This is a genomic window from Pseudoalteromonas issachenkonii (genome assembly GCF_002310795.1).
GTDB classification, from domain to species: Bacteria; Pseudomonadota; Gammaproteobacteria; order Enterobacterales; family Alteromonadaceae; genus Pseudoalteromonas; species Pseudoalteromonas tetraodonis.
Map to the genome: position 1 here is coordinate 2,175,172 of NZ_CP011030.1, position 21,574 is coordinate 2,196,745.

Here is a 21,574-nt window from a genome sequence, read left to right on the forward strand (position 1 = left end):
TTTGGACGTATTGAGTGGCTATATAAGCCACTCAATATTCATATTTAAGGTTGTAAAGCCTGGCGGCTAAAATAGATGCCATCACACTGTGTACACGGAATAATTTGCGTTGCATGATAAACATCGTAACTATGGTTGCAATTCTTACATACTAATGTGCCCATGGCTATCCATTCACCTGCGTGATAAACACCATTATGCTTAAAATCTTCACTTAATGACTGCCATTCAAGCTGTGTTTTGTCTTCAATATGAGAAAGCTCAAACCACAATGACTCTTTAAGCTCCTGCCATGCAAGCGAATTATAGTAGTTGTTATTTTCTTGTAGATGAGAAATGTCACGCATTAGGTAATTACGATAAAGATAATATTTTTCTTCACCTAAATCTTTAAGTGCCTGCTCGGATTCAATAAATCGCTTTACTGCTGCTTTAACTTCATGCTCTTTTACATCTTTTAACCAATCGGTTAAATCGCTTAGCCATGCTCTGTAATCTGCCATTTTTACTCCTTCAAAATTGTGAGGGGACTGATATTTATACGGCGCTATTAGCTGTTGATAAAAACAACACCATACAGGCTTTGTTTAGGGTCTGTTGACCTTTCAAGGTTAAATTTGCAGCGGTCTGTTTGGTATTTAGGCAAGGCAGAGCCTATGTGGTGTGGTTATTCCCCATAAATAGGCGATAACGCAGCATCAATGCCAAACAGGCGCTGCCCGAAGGGTTCTGCCTAGGGGTGATTTACTCTTTGTTGCTCGGTTTTTACTTAGCCCACTAGGTTACAAACCTCGCGTCGCGATTAAATCGCCCCTAGTTTGAACAAATTGTAATCCACAAAGATCAACAGACCCTAGCTTAAACCTCAAATACTTGCGTGTAAACTTAACTAAAAAGATTAACAAACGCTAAGTTAAAACTGACTCCTAACATAGATAAGTATAGGTTAACCTGCACTGAAAACTAATTTAGCGGCAAATTTGTAAAAAGCGCCGCTTTGGCGCTGTGAATAACGCTTTATTTGGGGTATCCTATCGACAATTTTTTATTAGTATGCAAGAAGTTTGGAAACGTAAATGCAAGAGCAATATAACCCACAAGACATAGAGTCAAAAGTCCAACGCTACTGGGAAGAAAACCAAGTATTTAAAGTCACAGAAGACGAGAGCAAAGAAAAGTACTACTGCCTCTCAATGTTTCCTTACCCAAGTGGTCGACTGCATATGGGTCATGTGCGTAACTACACCATTGGTGACGTGGTTTCTCGCTTTCAGCGCTTGCAAGGCAAAAACGTAATGCAACCTATGGGTTGGGATGCGTTTGGTTTACCTGCAGAAAACGCGGCTATTAAAAATAAAACAGCCCCTGCAAAGTGGACTTACGAAAATATTGATTACATGCGTAACCAGCTTAAGCAATTAGGGTTTGGCTACGACTGGGATCGCGAAATTGCGACATGCCACCCAGAATATTATAAATGGGAACAATGGTTCTTCACTAAGCTTTACGAAAAAGGCCTAGTGTACAAAAAAATGTCAACGGTTAACTGGGATCCTGTGGATCAAACAGTATTAGCTAACGAACAAGTAATTGATGGTCGTGGTTGGCGTTCAGGTGCGGTAGTGGAACAAAAAGAAATTCCACAGTGGTTTATAAAAATTACCGACTATGCTCAAGAGCTATTAGACGACTTAGACAAACTAGAAGATTGGCCTGAGCAAGTTAAAACCATGCAGCGCAACTGGATTGGTCGCTCTGAAGGGTTAGATATCGAGTTTACGCGTACCGACAATAACGAAAAGTTTAGTGTATACACCACTCGTCCAGATACGTTTATGGGCGTGACATACCTAGCCGTTGCCGGTGGCCACCCAATCGCGCAAGAAGCAGCTAAAAACAACGACGCGATCGCGATGTTTGTTGAAGAGTGTAAAAACACTAAAGTTGCCGAAGCGGATATGGCAACCATGGAGAAAAAAGGCATTGCAACAGGCTTTTACGCCACGCATCCATTAACGGGCGAGCAAGTGCCTATTTGGGTTGCAAACTTTGTATTGATGCATTACGGCTCAGGCGCGGTAATGGCAGTACCAGCGCACGACCAACGTGACTTTGAATTTGCAACCGCATACGGCCTCGATATTAAACAAGTTATTGCCCCTGCTGAAGGTTCTGAGCTTGAAGTAAACCTAAGCAAAGAAGCATTCACCGAAAAAGGCGTACTGGTTAACTCAGGTGAATTTGATGGCCTTGATTTTGAAAACGCCTTTAACGCTGTTGCCGACAAACTAGAAGCATTAGGTGTAGGTGAGCGTAAAGTAAACTTCCGTCTTCGCGATTGGGGCGTAAGTCGCCAACGTTACTGGGGCTCTCCAATCCCAATGCTGAGCGATGAAAACGGTAACGAGCTTGCTGCTACTGAAGATATGCTCCCTGTGCGTTTACCAGAAGATGTGGTAATGAATGGTGTTACATCGCCAATTAAAGCCGATCCGAATTGGGCTAAAACAACTGTAAACGGTGTACCCGCTACTCACGAAACAGATACTTTTGACACCTTTATGGAATCATCGTGGTATTACGCTCGCTACTGTAGCCCACGTCATGACGAAGGCATGTTAGACCCTGCAGCCGCTAACTACTGGTTACCAGTAAACCAATACATCGGTGGTATTGAGCACGCTATATTGCACTTATTATATTCGCGCTTTTTCCACAAATTATTACGTGACTTTGGTTTAGTTAATTCAGATGAACCATTCGACCGCTTACTTTGTCAAGGTATGGTACTTGCTGAAACATTTTATCGTAAAGATGAAAAAGGTGGCGACATTTGGATTTCGCCAAGTGATGTAAACACCGAAACCGACGACAAAGGTCGCGTAACTAAGGCATGGCATAAAGATGATGGTGAACCGGTGTTCTCATCTGGCATGAGCAAAATGTCTAAGTCGAAAAACAACGGTATAGACCCACAAGAAGTTATTGCCCAATACGGTGCAGATACAGTGCGTTTATTTATGATGTTTACAGCACCACCAGAGCAAACACTTGAATGGTCAGATTCAGGCGTTGAAGGCGCACATCGTTTCTTAAAACGTGTCTGGAAATACGCAGTAGACGTTAAAACAGTAGGTTACCAAGCACTTGATAAATCGGCGCTTACTAACCCACAAAAAGTACTACGTCGTGAGCTACACAAAGCAATCGCAAAAGTGAGCGATGATGTAGAACGTCGTCAAACCTTTAACACCGCTATTGCCGCAATTATGGAGCTTTCAAACAAGCTATTAAAAGCGCCATTAAGTGACACACAAGATGTTGCCATTGCTAACGAGGCACTGGAAGCATTAATAATTATGCTGGCACCTATTACACCGCATTTATCGCATCAATTATGGCAAGACCTAGGTAAAGAAGGTGATATTTTAGATGCGGCATGGCCAAAAGTTGACGAATCTGCTCTTGTTGAAGATGAAAAACTAATCATCGTACAAGTAAACGGTAAGCTGCGTGCAAAACTAACAGTGGCAGCTGATGCTACGCAAGAGCAAGTAGAAGCTTTGGCATTTGCCGAGTCTAACGTGACTAAATTTACTGATGGTGCAACGATACGAAAAGTTATTTATGTACCAGGTAAATTACTTAACGTGGTAGCTAACTAATATGGCTGCTTTAAACGCCATTAAAAACGGACTAGCCTTAGTGCTAGTCTGTTTTTTGTTATCGAGCTGTGGCTTTCATCTTAAAAAAGCCTCTAGCCTACCCGATGATTTAAAACAGCTAACGCTTGTGGGGGATGATCAAAAATCTGCTTTATTTAGCTATTTGCAAAGCGAACTGGCTATGAGCGATGTCACTTTAGTGCCTGCAAGTAAACAATCAGCGCAGCTTTATTTATTTAAAGAACAACTAGAGCGTCAAACCTTATCGTTGTTCCAAAATGGACAAGTAGCTGAGTACGAACTGGCATACAGCGTAAGTTATGTAGTAAAACGCCCGAAACAAAAAGCCATCGAAAAACGCTTTGAGTTATACCGTAACTACCAAGACGATCCAGATAATGCACTAGCAAAAGCAAAAGAGCTTGAGCTGCTAATTAGCGAAATTCGCCAACAAGCGAGTCGTCGTATTGTTAGAGAGTTGTCGCAACTATAATGCGTTGTTATGCAAATCAGCTATCGAGTGAATTAAAAAAAGGCTTAAAACCTTTTTATTTGGTTTTTGGCGAAGAGCCTTTTCAAGAAGCGCAATGTGTACAGCTCATTCGCGATACGGCAAAGGCACAAGGATTTGATGAAGTAATTAAATTCACTTTAGCTCAGGGCTTTGATTGGCAAGAAATAATCGCGCAATACCAAAGTATGTCGTTGTTTAGCGCGCGCACTATTATTGAGCTTGATTTAAACCAGCAAAAACCGGGGACACCCGGCGCAAACACCTTTAAAAAAATAGTAGAGCTTGAAAACCCTGATACGATCTTAATCGTAAAAGGCGCTAAGGCCAGTCAAGATGTTCAGCGCGGCGCGTGGTTTAAAGCACTTGATAAGCATGGGTTATTTGTACCCTGTTACCCACTTAGCGGAAATCACTTAAAGCGTTGGTTTGATGAGCAGTGCCAACGTTTGTCACTAAATATTCAAAACGAGGCCAAACTCAGTTTAATTAATGCCACTGAAGGCAACTTACTTGCGTGTTACCAAGAGCTTGAAAAACTAGCATTAATACACGGTGACGCTCTGATCACGCAACAGCTGGTGATGCAAGGACTACTAAACCAAGCTAAGTTTGATATTTTTGATTTAAGTGATGCGCTTTTAAACGGCCACACCGCTCAGGCTATAAAAGTACTTAACAAACTTGCCAGTGATAACACTGAGGTTGTGAGTATCTTATGGGCCATTAATAAAGACCTTAATACATTATTGAGTGTGCAGCAGGGATTATTGCAAGGTGAGTCATTAGCAACCTTATTTAAACAAAAAGCTATTTGGAAAAATCAACAAGCGCCAGTACAAACAGCCATTAACAGGCTAAACATTCATACCCTAGAGAATATTAGCAGTGAACTGGCATTGTTTGATGCAAGTTACAAGCAAGGTGCATTGATTGCCCCTTACCAAGCATTGGCGCATATTTGCATTAAGTTCTGCCAACCGCTCGATATTCCACTTCCCTGCCATAGTAACCGTCAGTAAAGGGAAATACATGATTGCAATTTTTGGTGGTACTTTTGATCCCGTTCATTTGGGACACCTTAATATGGCGCAGCAATGCGTTGCGACCTTTAAATTACACTCACTCTATTTTATGCCCTGTGCAATACCTGCGCACAAAGCGGCACCGGGGATCAGCACCGAGCATCGTATAGCAATGCTTAAAGCCGCAATTACACCTTATGCGCCGTTCAAACTTGATTTACGAGAACTGCAACGCAGCGGCCCGTCGTATTCTTTATTAAGTTTGCAAGAGCTAAGAGCAGAAAACCCCGATACCCCTATTTTATTTTTAATTGGCATGGACTCATTCAACAATTTCGATAAATGGTATCAATGGCAAACAATAACTCGCCTTTGTCATCTGGTGGTGTATCAACGCCCTGGCCAAATTTGTGATACACAGGGTGAACTTAAATGCTATCAACATAACGCTGTTACCACTGATATTGCCTTGCTGCAAAAAACAAATGCCGGACACCTTTACTTTTTAGAGGGGGAACAGCTGGATGCCGCATCCAGCGAGATCCGTCAAGCCCTTAAAAAAAGTACTAAAAAGAGTGAACTATTACCCGACGCCGTGAGTCACTATATTAAGCAGCACCAGCTTTATCAAGAGTGATTGGTATAAACCCCTCAGCGTGTTAAAATAACCGCTATTAAATTTTAAATTGAGACAAAACCTTGGATTCGAAACAACTACTCGCTTTTGCACTAGACAAAATTGACGATATGAAAGCACGTGATGTGATTCAACTTGACGTAACTGGCAGCTCAGACGTAACCGATTACATGATTGTATGTTCAGGCACATCAAGACGTCATGTATTGTCAATTGCTGATAACTTAGCAAAAGAAGCTCGCCACGCTGGTGAAGAGCCATTAGGGTATGAAGGCCAAAGCGATGGTGAATGGGCACTCGTTGATTTAGGTGATGTGATTGTTCACGTTATGCAAGATCAAGCACGTAGCTATTACGATCTAGAAAAGCTTTGGGGCTAATTGCTCCCTATTTTAGACAACGCTTGGAAGTAACGTCGTGAAAATACAAATGATTGCTGTTGGTACAAAAATGCCAGCATGGGTAGAGACAGGTTTTGCAGAGTATCAACGCCGCTTTCCCAAAGATATGGCATTGGAACTCATTGAGATCCCTGCTGGTAAACGTGGAAAAAATGCCGATATAAAGCGTATTTTGCACATTGAAGGTGAAAAAACCTTAGCCGCCATACCTAAAGGCAATCGTATTGTCACACTAGAAGTAACCGGTAAAGCACTGGATACTCATCAACTAGCGAAAAACATGGAAAAGTGGCAACTAGATGGTCGCGATGTCAGTTTATTAATTGGCGGACCTGAAGGCTTAGCCCCAGAGTGTATTGCTGCCTCTGAGCAAAAATGGTCGTTATCAAATTTAACGCTCCCACACCCTTTAGTACGCATTATTGTTGCTGAAAGCCTCTACAGAGGCTGGAGCTTAAATAACAACCATCCTTATCATCGCGAGTAGTTTCTTGCCATGCTAAAACGAAGACCCACCATTCGCGACCACTCAGCAGAAGCTAATTTATTTGCTCGGCGTGCATTCGTGGGTTTTATTTTTATATTAGTCCTTGTAGCAATATTGCTGTCTAACTTGTATAAAATTCAGGTAGATGATCATCAAGATTATCAAACTCGTTCTAATGATAACCGTATAAAAGTTATACCTATAGCCCCCAATCGCGGTTTAATTTACGACCGCAACGGTGTTTTGCTGGCCGAAAATAAGCCCGTTTATAACCTTGAGGTGATCCCCGAAGAAGTTAATGATTTAACCGCCTCTTTGAAGTCTATCAGCAAAATCATTGAAATAACCGAGCAGCAACAAGCTGATTTTCTTGATGATATAAAACATACTCGACGTTTTAAAAGTCAAGTCCTCAAAGCCCGTTTAAATGAAAACGAAGTAGCGATGTTTTCAGTAAACCAACATAAGTTTCCAGGCTTTAGTATTGAGGCACGTCTAGCGAGATATTACCCCTTTGGCGATACTTTAACCCATGCATTAGGCTATGTCGCAAAGCTCAATAGAAAAGAGTTAAACAAGCTTGAACAACAAGATGAAGCCACAAACTACCGAGCCACGCATGATATTGGTAAGCTGGGTATCGAAAAGTACTACGAGCCGTTATTACATGGTCAAGTTGGCTCACAACGAGTTGAAGTTAATAACCGCGGCCGAATTATCCGCACTTTAAGTATGGATCCACCGCAAGCGGGTGACGACTTAGTACTTACTCTCGACATTGGTTTACAACAAATAGCCCAACATGCACTTAAAGATATGCGCGGCGCTATTGTGGTAATGGATGCAAAAGATGGCGGCGTTTTAGCGCTGTATTCAAACCCGAGTTATGATCCCAATTTATTTGTGCACGGTATTAGCAGTAAAGACTACAAAGCCTTACTCAACCCTGATCGTCCACTGATCAATCGCACGACTCAAGGTCGCTACGCACCAGCATCTACTGTTAAACCACACATGGCTATTTTGGCATTAGAAGAAAATATAGTGCAAGAAACCACCAGCATGTGGGATCCGGGCTTTTTTCAAATTCCCAACGTAGAGCATAGATGGCGTGATTGGCGACGTTGGGGCCATGGCCATGTGGATGTTTATAAAGCAATAGAAGAGTCATGCGATACCTACTTTTATGACGCAGCCTATCGAATGGGGATCACAAAAATAAGTAATTTTATGGCTCGCTTTGGCTTTGGTGAATTATCCGGTATTGATATTCATGAAGAAACAACCGCTATTTTACCCTCAAAAGAGTGGAAAGAAGCCCGTTTTAAAGAGTCTTGGTGGCCTGGAGATACTATTTCTGTAGGAATTGGCCAAGGTTATTGGACTGCCACCCCCATTCAAATAGCGAATGCCACTAATATTTTAGTTAACAGAGGGATAAATCACCCTCCGCATTTAGTGCAAGTTGCTAAAAAAGAAGATCAAATTACTCAGCTCAATAATGAAGAAAAACCGCCGGTTGTACTCAATAACGAAGATAACTGGCGCATCGCTATTGATGCCATGCATAACACCGTTAAAAAAACCACCGGAACTGCCCATCGTGCGTTTAAAGGGGCTACTTATGATCCTGCAGGTAAAACCGGTACTGCCCAAGTGGTGAGTATTGCTCAGGGCGAGCGTTACGACGCCGATGCACTCAAAGAGCGCCAACGCGACAACGCCATTTATATAGGTTTTGCCCCGTTTAATAACCCACAAATTGTTGTCTCTATTGTGGTAGAAAATACCGGTGGGGGAAGCTCAGTAGGTGCGCCCATTGCGCGCCAATTAATGGATTACTATTTTGCAGCTAACCCAATCCAACCTTCAGGGGACAAAGCACCATGACGGCTTTACATGATAAGCGCTCTATTTGGCTGCGACTGCATATTGATTTGCCACTTTTTATTGCGTTATTGCTGATGATGGCCGGTAGTATCACCATTGTATACAGCGCCTCAGGGCAAGACGCTGCCATGATGGTTCGCCATATTACGCGAATGGCTGGCGCCATTATAGGTATGTTTGTACTTGCTCAAATTCCACCAGCGACTTTAAAACGTTTAGTTATTCCCATGTATTGCCTAGGATTACTCATGCTGGTTGGGGTACTGCTATTTGGTGTAAGTTCTAAGGGAGCTCAACGCTGGTTAGATTTAGGCATTACTCGCTTTCAACCCTCAGAGCTAATGAAACTAGCGGTTCCGATGATGGTTGCTTGGTATATTGGCCGCCACCATTTGCCGCCGCGTCCGTTACATTTAGTCATTGGCTTTGCCATTGTTATGCTGCCTACCCTACTAATTAAAGAGCAACCTGATTTGGGCACCTCAATTTTGATTGCCAGTTCCGGTGTATTTGTGTTGTTTTTATCAGGCTTGAGCTGGCGTTTAATCGGCTTTTTAAGCTCGGTTGTTGCTTTGGCAGCATGGCCATTTTGGCACTACGGTATGCACGATTATCAAAAGCAAAGAGTACTGACCTTTTTAGACCCTGAGAGCGATCCGCTGGGTTCTGGCTATCATATTATTCAATCAAAAATTGCCATTGGTTCAGGCGGTATCGAAGGAAAAGGCTGGCTGCAAGGCACGCAATCGCAGCTAGAATTTTTACCTGAACGACATACTGACTTTATTTTTTCAGTACTGAGTGAAGAGTTTGGCTTATTTGGTGTGTGTGTTTTACTTAGTTTATATTTATTTATTATTGGCCGTGGACTGTATATTGCGGTTAACGCACAAGATGCGTTTGGTAAACTATTAGCCGGCTCACTCACGCTCACATTTTTTGTTTATATTTTTGTAAATATTGGCATGGTATCGGGTTTGCTGCCTGTTGTAGGTGTACCGTTACCATTAATTAGTTATGGCGGTACCTCAATGGTGACCCTGATGGCTGCATTTGGCATTATTATGTCGATTGCCACAGATAAAAGGATGCTCTTAAAATAATGCGCCTTTACAAACAGCTTATAATTATTATTCTCGTTAGCCTCTTTTTAAGTGCATGCAGCAGTTCAAATAGTCGTTACAGCATGCGCCATGATGCGGCGCCGCTTCGTGCACCGACCGAATTAGAAATGCAAGATGCCATTGTTACTCAAGTTATTAAAAGTGCGAGTACTACGCGCCCCTACGAAGTGCTTGGCAAACGTTATACCCCGATGCTCGATGAAACCGGCTATTCAGAAACGGGCATTGCTTCGTGGTATGGCCGTAAATTTCATGGGTATCACACCTCTAATGGCGAAATTTACGACATGTTCGCGATGACCGCAGCCCATAAAACGTTGCCTTTACCTAGTTTTGTGCGGGTAACAAATACGGCTAATGGCAAATCAATTATTGTTCGTGTTAATGACCGTGGCCCCTTTCATGATAATAGAATTATTGACCTTTCTTATGCCGCTGCATACAAACTTGGATACCATAAGTATGGTACAGCAGAGGTTAAGCTAGAAGCCATTACTCTAGCCGATACCCATGCACGAAAAACCTACGTTCAAGTTGCCGCGGGCAGTACCTTAGCCAACATAGAAGCGTTAGCAAGTACACTGCGAGAACAGTATAAGTTACCGACAAATATCGTTGAAAAAGACGCTATTTATAGATTGCACTTAGGGCCAATAAAAGATGCCCAACATGCGCAACAAGTACTAGAAACATTAAAACAAAATCAATTTCAAAACGCGTTCTTGCTTTACACTCAGTAAGCCCTTTAGAATGGGAATACGCATATTTTTAACTTTAACCATTAATGAGTATGATGAAATCTATTAAACATAAAATTCTTACTGGTGTTTGCGGCTTAGTCTGTTCTGCCGCCGTATTTTCAGCCACCGCCCAAATTATTCCAGCGCCTCCTCAAGTTAATGCAAAAGGTTACTTTTTGGTGGACTTCACCACAGGTAAAGTCATTGCACAAGGCGAGGCTGATACCAAACTCGCACCGGCCAGCTTAACTAAAATGATGACCAGTTATGTAATTGGTACCGAAATTAATGCTGGTAATATTGCGCCTACCGATATGGTTACTGTTAGTGAAAAAGCGTGGGCAAAAAACTTCCCTGAATCATCAAAAATGTTTATTGAAGTCGGTAAACAAGTTAGTGTCGATGATCTTAACCATGGCATTATTATTCAATCAGGAAATGATGCATGTGTTGCTATGGCAGAGCATATTGCTGGTAGCGAAAGCGCGTTTGCAGATTTAATGAATGCTCACGCCGAAAAAATAGGCATGACTAATACGCATTTTGTTAATAGCCATGGCCTTGATACTGATGCGCATTATACAACGCCACGCGACATGGCAACATTAGGGGCTGCACTTATCAGAGATGTGCCTGATGAATACGCTCTATATAAACAAAAGTCTTTTACCTTCAATGGCATAAAGCAATATAACCGCAACTCGTTGTTGTGGGATGAAAGTCTAGATGTAGATGGTATTAAAACGGGTCACACATCTGATGCCGGTTACAGCTTAGTCACCTCTGCAACAAAAAACGACATGCGTTTAATTGCCGTTGTAATGGGCACCTCAAGTGAGCGCGCGCGTAAAGTAGAAAGTAAAAAACTACTAAACTACGGTTTTCGCTTTTTTGAAACAATTACCCCGTATAAAGCCGGCGACAGCTTTGCTGAGCAACGTGTTTGGATGGGCAATAAAGAGAATGTTTCTTTAGGAATTTTAGAAGATACACCTATTACTATTCCTCGTGGTCAGCATAAAAACCTTAAAGCAAACTTTGAGCTAGACGATACCCTTGAGGCACCTTTAGCTAAAGGCACAAAAGTAGGTACTTTATTTTTACAGCTTGAAGGCGAAGATATTGCACAATATCCGCTAGTTACACTTGAAGAAATACAAGAAGGTAGCTTCTTTAGTAAAATATATGACTACTTACGCTTACAGATTATGTAATTGCGAGTAAAGTAATATGAACGCCTCCACTGTGAGGCGTTTTTTTTTGCTTGAAAAGTGCTAGAATGCGCCCCATATATACCAATCGTATTGAATGACTATCATTGGCCTGGGTCAACAATAGCATCATTTCAAGATTGCCATTAGCCTGTCAGTTTTAAGCTTCGCGTTTTAGCAAAGCCAACACTTTTTGTTTGAGGAGTTCCCGTCGTGGTTGAACCTGTTAAAGACACTAAATTTGATGAGTACTTAGAGTACCCTTGCCCATTTACATTTAAAATTATGGGTCTAGCTAATGTAAACTTAACTGATCAAATTTTAGCTAAATTACAACCTATTGCTCCAGGTGATTATGCGCCAAAAGTAAAACCAAGCAGTAAAGGTAATTACGAGTCTGTAACGCTAGTAGCTACTGTAACAAGCGGCAAACACATTGAAGAAATTTACAACGTGATCAGCAACATCGATGACGTACGCCATATGCTTTAATCCATAGTTGAGATTTGTTGTGAGCGAAAACACCCTAATCGTACGCCAACTGGGTCGTCAGCGTTACATGCCGATTTGGCAAAAAATGCAAGAGTTTACCGACACCCGTGATGAAAATACCCCAGATGAAATTTGGCTGGTAGAGCACGAAAGTGTATTTACCCAAGGCCAAGCCGGTAAAGATGAGCACTTGCTCGCCCCAGGTGACATTGAAGTGATTAAAGTGGATCGTGGCGGACAAGTAACTTACCACGGCCCAGGTCAGCAAATGATGTATGTATTATTTAACTTACGTCGTTTAAAGATTGGCGTACGAGAGCTAGTAACATGGCTTGAGGAATGTATTATTGAATCCCTTGCTGAGTACGGTATTGATGCATACGCAAAAGCCGATGCACCCGGTGTTTACGTGAACGACAGCAAAATTGCCTCTTTAGGCCTAAGAGTTCGTCGTGGCTGCTCATTTCATGGTTTAGCATTAAATGTTAACATGGACCTAAGTCCATTTTTACGCATTAACCCTTGTGGTTATGCGGGCATGAATATGGTGCAAACTAAAGAATTAAATGGCCCTCAAAACCTTGAAGCTGCAGGTCAAGGGCTGGTAAAACACATGATCAAAAAGCTTAATGCAACACAGGTTAAGCATACTGAAGGGTTTGAAAACGAATGAATAAACCAGTCAAAATGGAACCAGGTGTAAAACTACGCGACGCAGAAAAAATGGCGTTGATCCCCGTTAAAGTTTTACCAACAGAAAAAACCGAAATGCTCCGTAAGCCAGAGTGGCTTAAAATCCGCTTACCCAAGTCAACCGAGCGGATTGACGGCATAAAACAAGCAATGCGTAAGCATGGCCTTCACTCTGTATGTGAAGAAGCCTCGTGCCCCAACTTATCAGAATGTTTTAACCACGGTACGGCGACCTTTATGATTTTAGGGGCTATTTGTACACGTCGTTGCCCATTCTGTGATGTTGCACATGGCCGTCCATTAAAGCCCGATGCAGCAGAGCCTGAAAAGCTTGCACTGACCATTAAAGACATGAAGCTAAGCTACGTAGTGATCACTTCGGTAGACCGTGATGATTTACGTGACGGTGGCGCTCAGCACTTTGCCGATTGTATCCGTGAAATTCGCAAGCACAATCCAGAAATCACCATTGAGATATTAGTCCCTGATTTTCGTGGTCGTATGGACAGAGCGTTGGAAATATTAATTGAAACGCCGCCAGATGTATTTAACCACAACCTAGAAACAGCACCACGTTTGTACAAATTGGCGCGTCCAGGTGCTGATTACAAGTGGTCACTTGAATTATTACGCCGCTTTAAAGAAGCACACCCTGAGGTTAAAACTAAATCGGGGTTAATGGTTGGCCTTGGTGAAGAAATTAGCGAAATTGAAGAAGTACTGCGTGATTTACGTGAGCATAACGTTGATATGCTAACCGTAGGCCAATACCTACAACCCTCTAAGCATCACTTACCAGTAAAACGCTACGTGCCGCCTGCTGAGTTTGATGCACTAAAAGAGTATGCTGATGAAATTGGCTTTACACACGCGGCTTCTGGCCCGTTTGTACGCTCAAGCTATCACGCCGATCAACAAGCAGCGGGTAAAGAAGTAAAATAAGCCTTGCTGAACAACCGGCTGGTAAATAAGCCTGCTGATTAACAAAAAGCTGCCAACGAGCAGCTTTTTTTGTTTATGGGCGTTATTTTCAGCAAATGTAAAATAAAGTTAGGCTAAAGCGGGGTTACTTGAGATAATTACCGCTGATACCCTTAATTAGGTTCATTATGAAACTATTAGTTCGCAACTTATCTCGTGCTACCACTGAGCATGAACTTCGTACTTTATTTACAGCGCACGGTAAAGTGACCACCTGTAACTTAGTACTCGATAAAGAAACTGGCCAATCAAAAGGTTTTGCTTTTGTAGAAATGCCAAACGACATTGAAGTTAAAGGCGCTATTAAAGCCCTTAATCAAACAACCGTTGATAAAAGCAAAATCCGCGTAAAACTAGCCGATGCTTAATAACGATTGAGGGGTTGGAAGTTTATACGTATTTTCAGCGTTTAACCTCGCTTTATATTGCTCAAAGCTTAGCTTTAACACTTTGAGCAATATAACCAATTGTGCTTATATCTGAGTTAACATCGCCTTTAATACCTGCTGCTTACTTACTATATCCCTGTACAACGCAAATTGATTTTTTGCGCGATCTAAATTGTGTCTCTCATGTTTAACACTAAAGTAATTATCGCCGTCTATATAGTCGGTTAAAAAGCGTAAGCCAATCATAAAAGGCATCACTTTAGCACCTAACCAAAAGCTTTGTTTTTCCGCGGCCGTTAATACTGACTTTAATGGTTCAACGTAACCTTTAACAATCGCTGCAAAAATGTCTTCACGAACACCTACTTTTTCAAGCGCTGTTGAATCTTCTTGCTCTGCAGAGCAGAATGTTCTGACCATATCGCCAAAGTCATTAAGCCAATAACCTGGCATACAGGTGTCTAAATCAATCACCGCTTTTGCATCATTTGAATCTGAACAAAATAGCATGTTGTTTATTTTAGTATCGTTATGACACACGCGAATAGGGACTTTTCCAGCTAATGCATTGAGCTCATCAATGAGTGAGAACTGCGACAAGCAAAAATCAACCTCCTCCTGACAATGAGCTACACGTTTATGAGGATCGGCGTTAATAACTTGCTTAAAAACCTCTGCACGCATGGCTAAATTATGAAAGTTAGGGATAACTGCATGTAATTTGTTAGCGTCAAAATCCTCTAATGCTGCAGCAAATTGGCCAAATGCATTAGCCGCGGTTTGCGCTTGGCTAACAGTATTAACCACATCTTCGCTGTAACTGCCACCAATAAACTCAAGGGCTCGCCAAGTATCGTTATTATTATTTACTAAATAGTCATGCTGAGTTGTTGCTACATGCCGCACAATTGCTAAGTTGAACTCACCGACTTGCTGCTTTTTGCTTAAGTGTCGTTCTATTAATCTTGCATTATCAACAAGTAACTGTGGTTTTGGGAATACCACCGTATTGAGCTTTTGTACAACCAATGACCGCTTAGGTGTGCTCAATAACATGGTAGTATTGATATGCCCACTACCAATGGGTTTTATACTCGCATGCTTATCGTCAAGGCCAAAACTCTCAGATAAGTAAACTTCTATAGGAATTGAATTCATTTTCTACTTCACTCTTTTCGCCCAAGGCGACAATAATTTATATCAATTGCATTAAATTAGTGAACGATTACAGCGACAAGGAAATAACGCGATAGCAAGGCGAAAATTATGATACATAGTTGTTCTATATAAATAATTTTTAACGCAGGAAGCGGGTTATTTAATACGCTAGATTGATCATATTTTTAATAAAATTGGTATTAACACCTTTACGCTTGACGCAATGCGCACAAAGTAGCCGCAATGCTTGTCAGTTCTGATTTATAGGTAACACCAAACCAAGGCTCTTTTGCAGTGTATACAAATACAGGCTGTGCTTTTACATTAATCGCTTGCTGGATTTGATCAGGTAAGTAATACTCTTGCTGAGTATTAGCGTTATATTGCTGTAAAAACGTCTCAAAACCTTGTTGCAAATAATCAAAAAAGCACGGCGTGATCCCCCAAAAACTCATAGATCCTAGCGCATCTCGGCTAATTTTTTCACGCAAGCCCTGCGGATTATTTCCAACAATATGTGCAGATTCTTTTTGAATATTTAAATATTCCGTCACTGCAACAAGCTTTCCATCAGCAATGCTACATACCCCGCGATTAACCCCACCGTGCTCAGAGAGGGTATTGATAATCGGGTACCCCACCATTGCCCATTCGGGGCTATTTTTAAAATGCTCACTAAGCAATAAAAATGAAGACGCACCATAATAGTCATCTGCGGTAATAACAATTGCAGGGTTGTTAATATATGCTTTGGCACACAGTAACGCATGCCCTGTGCCCCATGGTTTTATACGTTGCTGTGATAGTGCTTTGTATGTATCAGGAACAAGCGCGTTATGTTGCTCTACTAATACCACGTCAAGGGCTTTAGGTAAGCGAGGTAAAATAGTGTGTTCTATCTCACTGCGAACGGCTTGATTGATGATCAGTACAACCTGTGTCACACCGGCGCGATACGCATCAGTAATGCTTAACTCCATAATCGTGCAATTTAGCCCAGGGATTGCTGCTATTTGTTTATTGCCACCAAAGCGACTACCTAAGCCACCCGCAAGCACAACCAAACTCAGTTTATGTTTTTTCATTTAGAGTCTGCGCATTTATGAGGGTAATTTACCAAGCCAAGCTTGCAACCAAGGCTCAGTTACCGGCCATGGCTCAAAGTCTTCACAGGCATCGATTTCTAGTCGGTTACCAACAGGTTTAGCTTGTAAATCACGTAGTAGCTCATCAAAGCTGCGCCCGGCCCCACAAAACGTATCACCGTAACTTCTATCACCCATGGCAACAATACCAAAAGGCTTGTCTGTTAGCATTGGAAAAGTACTATTTAATTGATGATAAAGATCCGCTAAATTATCAGGAATATCGCCTTGCCCAGTGGTCGAGGTAACAATTAAAATATGCGAAGCATTTTTTATATCATCTAAAGTAGGCTGCTCGAAGACACTAACCTGATGACCAGCTTGCTCTAGCGTGTCGCTAACTTGCTCACTTAATCGCTCTGCACCGCCATACACGCTGCCAACAAAAATACTAATATGTGCCATTTAATAATCCTCTTCTTGTTCTGGCCACCCCAGCTGTTTGCAAATGTTTAACATTGCATCACCCAGCGGCGCTTTAATTGTTATGGGTTCATTATTATAAGGGTGCACAAAGCTAAGCTCTGATGCAAACAACATTAGACGGCGAAGCGAAAAATGCTCCCTAAAAAACTGATTATGCTGGTTATCGCCATGATTTACATCACCAATAATAGGTAAAGACAAGTGCTTTAAATGCCGGCGTATTTGATGTTTGCGACCCGTTTTAGGAAAACACTCTACCAAAGAATAACGAACCGTTGGGTATTTTCCTATTGGGATAGGCAGCGCAGCTTGATGCAAACAATTAAATTGGGTTTGTGCTTCTTGCGCGGCTTTGTCTTGATCAGCAAACTTATCGGCTATTTTGTCGAGTTCTTCTTTTAACGGTTTATCTAAAAAAACAGATTCAGGCGCAAACCCGCGTACCAACGCTAAATAACGTTTTGTTATTGTGCCCTCAATAAATAATTGATTCATATCACGCGCCGCCTCTGAGCTTAATGCAAACAGTAATACACCCGAAGTAGGCCTATCAAGACGGTGAACAGGAAACACATGTTGCCCTATTTGATCGCGCAGCATTTGCATTGCAAATTGAGTTTCATGTTTATCTAAAAATGAGCGATGAACAAGTAGCCCAGAGGGTTTATCTATTGCTACATAATTTTCATCTTGATAAAGAATCGACAGTTCGCCGTATTCAATAGGCTCTAGGCGCTCACTCATTAGGCTCTCCTAAATATGAATCTAATTGGGTCAGTAAAGCGATAATGTCTTCGCTGCCTGATTTATCAGTGAGTGTCATTTGCGCCATCGGGGCGACTGCAAAATTGCGCGGTAACGGCTGCTTGTTGTCAATTAGCCGCTGTAACTTTTCAATAAATACAAACTGCAACCATTGTTCAAATGCCAGTGTATCGTGACAAAACGGTACGCTAGAATCTAATAAATCGGGATTCAGTGGCTCAACCTGCCACAGTTGATGCTTTTTAAGTAGCGCCGCTAATTGCTGTAAATATATGTGGGTTTGCTGGTACATAATCACCCTTTGGTCTGTGTATTATGCAATTATACCCTGTTCCCACAACAGTCGCTATGGCGTATAATTAAGGTAATTTTGTAGTAAAAACAGTTGGAAATCCATGAGTGAACATATAGCTACGTTAGGCCAGCTTTTAGATGGTGCAGGCACTCAATGGCGTGCTTTTGATATTGGCAGGCACATTACCAAGCTTGATAAACAACAATTTTTAGCCGTTGAACAAGCGCAAATTCCTTACCCTTACCCGTTAGCAGGTCATGCATGGTTAGCGATTCAGTTTTGGGATAGCAAAGCCAGTAAAGAACCCTATGTGTGGTTCTTAAAATTCCCACTTGATGAGCAAAGTAAGTTAGTAAGCGCGAGCCGTGATCACTTTGCAGATATGGTTATTCAGGCACTAGGAACAGAAATTACCGGCGAGCAAGCCGATGGCACACTCGATAACAACCCTTATGTATTTACTCCGAACGCGAATAAATTAGCGGCGTTCAATGCACAAGTTAAAGTGTTGCTAAAGCAACCAGCGTCGCAATACTACGAGCACGCCCAACTCTACTTTAGTGGCCAAATTGGCTTTGATAATTGGCAAAATGTCGCGTTACAAGGCATTGCCGATTTTGCTTATCGTCTTCATAGTGCTGATAACTTAAAGCACTTACAAGCAGCGTGGCCTAAATTACCAGTTGAAGTATTACAGCCATTAAGTGCAATGCTTGAACACATCGAAATACCGCCCTCGTTAAGTGAGTTATTGTTAAGTTATGGGCAAACCGCCCTTAGTAATAATGATGTTGTTGCGGCCTCTGCCGCGCTGCGTGCAATATCATCAGGGCAAGCAGTAGGGCTTAGCGCACAACTTGTTGACTGCGCGCTTAACTCACCTTTAGGGCAGGATTCTGATATTTTGTTGACCATTGCTGGTCGCTGCTTCAAACAGTTAGAACAGCCACAGCGTTTACATGTGTTTATGGATAACTGTGCGCATCATGAGAAAATAGCTGAATTATTTCCTAGCGTTTTTGCAGATTTAGTTGCAATTGCGACTATTCGCCCTCACTTATTAGCTTTATTACGTGAAGAAAACAGAAGCGAGACATTAGCTCGCGCAATTGGAAGGTTATTCTCTTAAATGGCTAGTTTATGGACGTTCATACTTATTGGTGCTGTAATTTATTTTTTTTGGCTAAATCGTAAAATAGCCGAAGCAGCGAACGTTCATGCCAAACGCCAAAGCGAGCAATTGCAAGTGCAACTTATGAGTGTAGCTTGTAACAAGCGTCGATTTGGCATTTTAAAAAGTGGTAAACCGGGCATGAAAAGCGAATTTATTTTTGAGTTTTCAAGTGACGGTGAAAACGCCTACCAAGGGGTATTAATCATGGAAGATGAAAAACTAAAAAGTGTGGTTGTGCCACCACATAGAATATAATTTCTTAGCACAAAAAACTAAGGCGTAACCTCAGTTACGCCCCAATTGCAAACATCCTGTAAGGTATCCTTTACCTATTCCCTGTTTATCATCCTCTGAACGAGCAAACTACCGTGTTTACTCTCCATTGCATCCTGCAATATCCACTTGCCGCCTTGGCTATCCTGCGTAAACTAACGCTCCTGCAATTTCCTATCGCATCATCCTTGGTGTCCTTTAAATAGCTCCCAGCTATTTTAGTACTCCGTGTACTTCCTGTTTAATCCCTGCATCCGTGTTAACTTGTCCTTTGTGCTTCCTGCTAGTAACTACTTAGTTGCCTGATTCCTTATCCGTGGCAGTAGCTCAATCATTGGGCTATGTCGTCTTGACAAAGTAAAGTTTAAAGCAAACGGCTTAGTATGATAGTGAGGAAAACAAAAAAAATTACGGTCATAAAATTGAAAAATAAAAATAACTATAAATAACAATAACTTGATGTTTTTAAGAAGATAAAATACGGAGTTAAACTGACAAGGCGCACGTTAATGTAAGATATATCTCACGTAAGTGCGCCTTATTTGGAACATTGGCTTACATAATGGTATCTGTCATTCGAAATAAGATTCTCAGTCACTTGATAACTAGGCTCTATATAGCACTTATTTAAAATTTAGCTTTGGTAGGATATTTCGGTAAGTTTCTCTGATACGGCTAATGTCATTTACTACATGCATGTTACCCGTCATTGTTGCCAAATGAACAGCTGATAACATTACTAATCCATTTGAATTAACTAGTATTTGTTCCAACAACTGTAACGGATAGCCTTCACCATGTCGTTTCATCGCATGAATTCCACCGTGTACGTAAGAGCTTGAAGCTTTCCAAGTAACATCTCTAAACTCAGTCAGCATTCGAGTAGCTTCAGCTGGTGCATTGCCATCAATCTGCTTAATCATTTCGACATGCGATGGTAGGCCATTATCAGCATTAGCCGTATCTATAGATAAGTCTTGCATAATCCGATCAACTTTTTTCTCAGAAGCTCCCCAGAGTAGCCATACAGATCTTGTCAAAGCATCAAATTGAAGCCGTAACAACGATATTGCTGAAGTGCAGTTACCAATCTTCATTAAGTTTTGTAGAGAGTGAGCATGTTCAATTGCAATATCACACATCACCCAACTGCCCGTCCACCTTTTAATACTCTGGTTTGGGCCAAGAGAAATTATCGGGTTTAGTTCATCAAGAAGAGCAGCTGAACCAATAAGCAACTTTTCCATAAATGTGTTACTGCCCAATTTTTTCTAGAAATACACTTCTAAGATCCTGTGCTGATTCACTATAGTGAGCTTCTCTATGGTGATTTGGGCACAAAGCAATAACGTTTCTAGGGTGATCTACACCACCTTCAGATAGAGGGGTGATATGATGGCTTTCTAGGTAAAGAGAACCAACTTTGGTTTTGAAACCTCTTACGCCGCAATACTCACAATGACCATCAGCACGAACCAACGCTTGCTCTCTAACGACCTTACTTCTAGAATAACTTGTAGTGGTTGACTCTTGCTTTTCGGGTTGAATGGGTTCTAGTTCTCGAAATGAAAACTGGTCAATAAAGGCAGGGACTAATTTCCCTCGCTGAATTAGACAGTCGCCATTATCTCCATACTTTTTTATATACCAATTAATGGGATCTAGGAATCTCCTATCAGCATTAGATTTGGCACCAGGCTTTTTAAGCTTTGGGTTTTCATCACACATGATAACCCTTATTGGAGCATTTAATCTTGCAGCATTTTGCAATGAAAAGTCCATATTAAAAGCGCGGCGTTTCTGTATCCCTTTGAGCTCTTGGGCTTCACTTCTTAAATTAAGTTGCTGAACTACACTACCATCAATAATCTCACAATTATCAAACCAAAGGTTTAATACAAAAATATTATTTTTTCGTTCTTCAAATGACCACTCATAACAATATTTAGGGTTCATTGAAGCTTTTTCTGCACCACCTTTGAAATTTGCCCAATCAGAAACATCGATACCAGCTTCTTCAATCAGCTCAATAATTTTCCTATGTGATGTTGGCCTTAACTCTTCTAGATCAATTTCTGACAAAACTCTAATT

24 protein-coding genes are annotated in these 21,574 nt (G+C 41.5%); 16 read left to right on the plus strand and 8 right to left on the minus strand.

The annotated features are described in order from the left end of the window. Positions 1 to 44: 44 nt before the first annotated feature. The gene (locus PISS_RS10100) at positions 45 to 503 is read right to left on the minus strand and encodes a zinc ribbon-containing protein (RefSeq protein WP_016898941.1); all 459 of its coding nucleotides are present in this window, start codon (positions 501 to 503) and stop codon (positions 45 to 47) included. 573 nt (positions 504 to 1,076) lie between these two features. Here PISS_RS10100 and leuS point away from each other — a divergent pair. The 14 genes from leuS to PISS_RS10170 all read left to right on the plus strand — a co-directional run bounded on the left by leuS (position 1,077) and on the right by PISS_RS10170 (position 14,225). Beyond that, positions 1,077 to 3,665, plus strand: a complete 2,589-nt coding sequence (gene leuS / locus PISS_RS10105) for a leucine--tRNA ligase (protein ID WP_058154958.1) — start codon at positions 1,077 to 1,079, stop codon at positions 3,663 to 3,665. 1 nt (position 3,666) lies between these two features. Beyond that, the gene (locus tag PISS_RS10110) at positions 3,667 to 4,158 is read left to right on the plus strand and encodes an LPS-assembly lipoprotein LptE (protein ID WP_016898943.1); all 492 of its coding nucleotides are present in this window, start codon (positions 3,667 to 3,669) and stop codon (positions 4,156 to 4,158) included. Then, positions 4,158 to 5,198 carry a DNA polymerase III subunit delta gene (gene holA, locus PISS_RS10115; protein ID WP_058154959.1) on the plus strand — a complete coding sequence of 347 codons (1,041 nt, stop codon included), beginning with the start codon at positions 4,158 to 4,160 and terminating at the stop codon, positions 5,196 to 5,198. The genes PISS_RS10110 and holA overlap by 1 nt, the downstream gene beginning before the upstream one ends. A gap of 10 nt (positions 5,199 to 5,208) precedes the next feature. Continuing rightward, on the plus strand, positions 5,209 to 5,838 hold the full coding sequence (gene nadD, locus PISS_RS10120) for a nicotinate-nucleotide adenylyltransferase (RefSeq protein ID WP_013465347.1): 630 nt from the start codon (positions 5,209 to 5,211) through the stop codon (positions 5,836 to 5,838). Positions 5,839 to 5,900: 62 nt separating this feature from the next. Next, a complete protein-coding gene (rsfS, locus tag PISS_RS10125) occupies positions 5,901 to 6,218 on the plus strand; it encodes a ribosome silencing factor (protein WP_013465348.1) in 318 nt (105 codons plus the stop codon). A 37-nt stretch (positions 6,219 to 6,255) separates the two neighbouring features. After that, the gene (gene rlmH / locus PISS_RS10130) at positions 6,256 to 6,726 is read left to right on the plus strand and encodes a 23S rRNA (pseudouridine(1915)-N(3))-methyltransferase RlmH (protein ID WP_002958522.1); all 471 of its coding nucleotides are present in this window, start codon (positions 6,256 to 6,258) and stop codon (positions 6,724 to 6,726) included. A gap of 9 nt (positions 6,727 to 6,735) precedes the next feature. Beyond that, positions 6,736 to 8,616 (plus strand): penicillin-binding protein 2, encoded by a 1,881-nt coding sequence (gene mrdA, locus PISS_RS10135; protein ID WP_013465350.1) that lies wholly within the window; start codon positions 6,736 to 6,738, stop codon positions 8,614 to 8,616. After that, complete coding sequence (gene rodA, locus PISS_RS10140; protein WP_016898947.1) at positions 8,613 to 9,719, plus strand: rod shape-determining protein RodA; 1,107 nt, start codon at positions 8,613 to 8,615, stop codon at positions 9,717 to 9,719. The genes mrdA and rodA overlap by 4 nt, the downstream gene beginning before the upstream one ends. Beyond that, positions 9,719 to 10,480 (plus strand): septal ring lytic transglycosylase RlpA family protein, encoded by a 762-nt coding sequence (locus PISS_RS10145; protein ID WP_028834084.1) that lies wholly within the window; start codon positions 9,719 to 9,721, stop codon positions 10,478 to 10,480. The genes rodA and PISS_RS10145 overlap by 1 nt, the downstream gene beginning before the upstream one ends. 53 nt (positions 10,481 to 10,533) lie before the next feature. Next, positions 10,534 to 11,694, plus strand: coding sequence for a serine hydrolase (locus PISS_RS10150; RefSeq protein WP_029609897.1), 1,161 nt, complete (start codon positions 10,534 to 10,536; stop codon positions 11,692 to 11,694). Positions 11,695 to 11,904: 210 nt separating this feature from the next. Next, positions 11,905 to 12,183 carry a DUF493 family protein YbeD gene (gene ybeD, locus PISS_RS10155; protein ID WP_016898950.1) on the plus strand — a complete coding sequence of 93 codons (279 nt, stop codon included), beginning with the start codon at positions 11,905 to 11,907 and terminating at the stop codon, positions 12,181 to 12,183. Between the two features lie 19 nt (positions 12,184 to 12,202). Continuing rightward, positions 12,203 to 12,856 carry a lipoyl(octanoyl) transferase LipB gene (gene lipB / locus PISS_RS10160; protein WP_013465356.1) on the plus strand — a complete coding sequence of 218 codons (654 nt, stop codon included), beginning with the start codon at positions 12,203 to 12,205 and terminating at the stop codon, positions 12,854 to 12,856. After that, positions 12,853 to 13,818 (plus strand): lipoyl synthase, encoded by a 966-nt coding sequence (gene lipA, locus PISS_RS10165; RefSeq protein ID WP_013465357.1) that lies wholly within the window; start codon positions 12,853 to 12,855, stop codon positions 13,816 to 13,818. The genes lipB and lipA overlap by 4 nt, the downstream gene beginning before the upstream one ends. A 167-nt stretch (positions 13,819 to 13,985) precedes the next feature. After that, positions 13,986 to 14,225, plus strand: coding sequence for an RNA recognition motif domain-containing protein (locus PISS_RS10170; RefSeq protein WP_008109433.1), 240 nt, complete (start codon positions 13,986 to 13,988; stop codon positions 14,223 to 14,225). 105 nt (positions 14,226 to 14,330) lie between these two features. Here PISS_RS10170 and PISS_RS10175 read toward each other — a convergent pair whose 3' ends face one another. The 5 genes from PISS_RS10175 to PISS_RS10195 form a co-directional block, all read right to left on the minus strand. Then, positions 14,331 to 15,404: a phosphotransferase enzyme family protein gene (locus PISS_RS10175; protein WP_028834082.1), complete on the minus strand. Its 1,074-nt coding sequence runs from the start codon at positions 15,402 to 15,404 to the stop codon at positions 14,331 to 14,333. Between the two features lie 209 nt (positions 15,405 to 15,613). Then, entirely contained in the window at positions 15,614 to 16,489 is an 876-nt protein-coding gene (locus PISS_RS10180) for a glycosyltransferase family protein (RefSeq protein ID WP_058154960.1), read from the minus strand. A 15-nt stretch (positions 16,490 to 16,504) separates the two neighbouring features. Next, positions 16,505 to 16,954, minus strand: a complete 450-nt coding sequence (locus PISS_RS10185) for a flavodoxin (RefSeq protein ID WP_013465361.1) — start codon at positions 16,952 to 16,954, stop codon at positions 16,505 to 16,507. Continuing rightward, entirely contained in the window at positions 16,955 to 17,719 is a 765-nt protein-coding gene (gene truC, locus PISS_RS10190) for a tRNA pseudouridine(65) synthase TruC (protein WP_058154961.1), read from the minus strand. It abuts the gene before it with no gap. Further along, positions 17,712 to 18,032 carry a YqcC family protein gene (locus tag PISS_RS10195; protein WP_013465363.1) on the minus strand — a complete coding sequence of 107 codons (321 nt, stop codon included), beginning with the start codon at positions 18,030 to 18,032 and terminating at the stop codon, positions 17,712 to 17,714. The genes truC and PISS_RS10195 overlap by 8 nt, the downstream gene beginning before the upstream one ends. 103 nt (positions 18,033 to 18,135) lie before the next feature. Here PISS_RS10195 and PISS_RS10200 point away from each other — a divergent pair, with 103 nt between their 5' ends. Together PISS_RS10200 and PISS_RS10205 are read left to right on the plus strand one after the other, a co-directional pair. Then, on the plus strand, positions 18,136 to 19,164 hold the full coding sequence (locus PISS_RS10200) for a DUF3549 family protein (RefSeq protein WP_024601587.1): 1,029 nt from the start codon (positions 18,136 to 18,138) through the stop codon (positions 19,162 to 19,164). Beyond that, a complete protein-coding gene (locus tag PISS_RS10205) occupies positions 19,165 to 19,464 on the plus strand; it encodes a DUF3301 domain-containing protein (protein WP_013465365.1) in 300 nt (99 codons plus the stop codon). It begins immediately after the preceding gene. 641 nt (positions 19,465 to 20,105) lie between these two features. Here PISS_RS10205 and PISS_RS10210 read toward each other — a convergent pair. Both PISS_RS10210 and PISS_RS10215 read right to left on the minus strand, forming a co-directional pair. Next, complete coding sequence (locus PISS_RS10210; protein WP_058154962.1) at positions 20,106 to 20,729, minus strand: DUF6988 family protein; 624 nt, start codon at positions 20,727 to 20,729, stop codon at positions 20,106 to 20,108. A 7-nt stretch (positions 20,730 to 20,736) separates the two neighbouring features. Continuing rightward, positions 20,737 to 21,564, minus strand: a complete 828-nt coding sequence (locus tag PISS_RS10215; protein ID WP_058154964.1) for an HNH endonuclease — start codon at positions 21,562 to 21,564, stop codon at positions 20,737 to 20,739. Positions 21,565 to 21,574: the final 10 nt, after the last annotated feature.

Excerpts from the sequence above, each read along its gene's own strand:
- PISS_RS10100 (WP_016898941.1), bottom strand. The coding sequence starts at position 503 with ATGGCAGATTACAGAGCATGGCTAAGCGATTTAACCGATTGGTTAAAA.
- leuS (WP_058154958.1), top strand. The coding sequence starts at position 1,077 with ATGCAAGAGCAATATAACCCACAAGACATAGAGTCAAAAGTCCAACGC.
- PISS_RS10110 (WP_016898943.1), top strand. The coding sequence starts at position 3,667 with ATGGCTGCTTTAAACGCCATTAAAAACGGACTAGCCTTAGTGCTAGTC.
- holA (WP_058154959.1), top strand. The coding sequence starts at position 4,158 with ATGCGTTGTTATGCAAATCAGCTATCGAGTGAATTAAAAAAAGGCTTA.
- nadD (WP_013465347.1), top strand. The coding sequence starts at position 5,209 with ATGATTGCAATTTTTGGTGGTACTTTTGATCCCGTTCATTTGGGACAC.
- mrdA (WP_013465350.1), top strand. The coding sequence starts at position 6,736 with ATGCTAAAACGAAGACCCACCATTCGCGACCACTCAGCAGAAGCTAAT.
- rodA (WP_016898947.1), top strand. The coding sequence starts at position 8,613 with ATGACGGCTTTACATGATAAGCGCTCTATTTGGCTGCGACTGCATATT.
- PISS_RS10145 (WP_028834084.1), top strand. The coding sequence starts at position 9,719 with ATGCGCCTTTACAAACAGCTTATAATTATTATTCTCGTTAGCCTCTTT.
- PISS_RS10150 (WP_029609897.1), top strand. The coding sequence starts at position 10,534 with ATGAAATCTATTAAACATAAAATTCTTACTGGTGTTTGCGGCTTAGTC.
- lipA (WP_013465357.1), top strand. The coding sequence starts at position 12,853 with ATGAATAAACCAGTCAAAATGGAACCAGGTGTAAAACTACGCGACGCA.
- PISS_RS10170 (WP_008109433.1), top strand. The coding sequence starts at position 13,986 with ATGAAACTATTAGTTCGCAACTTATCTCGTGCTACCACTGAGCATGAA.
- PISS_RS10175 (WP_028834082.1), bottom strand. The coding sequence starts at position 15,404 with ATGAATTCAATTCCTATAGAAGTTTACTTATCTGAGAGTTTTGGCCTT.
- PISS_RS10180 (WP_058154960.1), bottom strand. The coding sequence starts at position 16,489 with ATGAAAAAACATAAACTGAGTTTGGTTGTGCTTGCGGGTGGCTTAGGT.
- PISS_RS10185 (WP_013465361.1), bottom strand. The coding sequence starts at position 16,954 with ATGGCACATATTAGTATTTTTGTTGGCAGCGTGTATGGCGGTGCAGAG.
- truC (WP_058154961.1), bottom strand. The coding sequence starts at position 17,719 with ATGAGTGAGCGCCTAGAGCCTATTGAATACGGCGAACTGTCGATTCTT.
- PISS_RS10195 (WP_013465363.1), bottom strand. The coding sequence starts at position 18,032 with ATGTACCAGCAAACCCACATATATTTACAGCAATTAGCGGCGCTACTT.
- PISS_RS10200 (WP_024601587.1), top strand. The coding sequence starts at position 18,136 with ATGAGTGAACATATAGCTACGTTAGGCCAGCTTTTAGATGGTGCAGGC.
- PISS_RS10205 (WP_013465365.1), top strand. The coding sequence starts at position 19,165 with ATGGCTAGTTTATGGACGTTCATACTTATTGGTGCTGTAATTTATTTT.
- PISS_RS10210 (WP_058154962.1), bottom strand. The coding sequence starts at position 20,729 with ATGGAAAAGTTGCTTATTGGTTCAGCTGCTCTTCTTGATGAACTAAAC.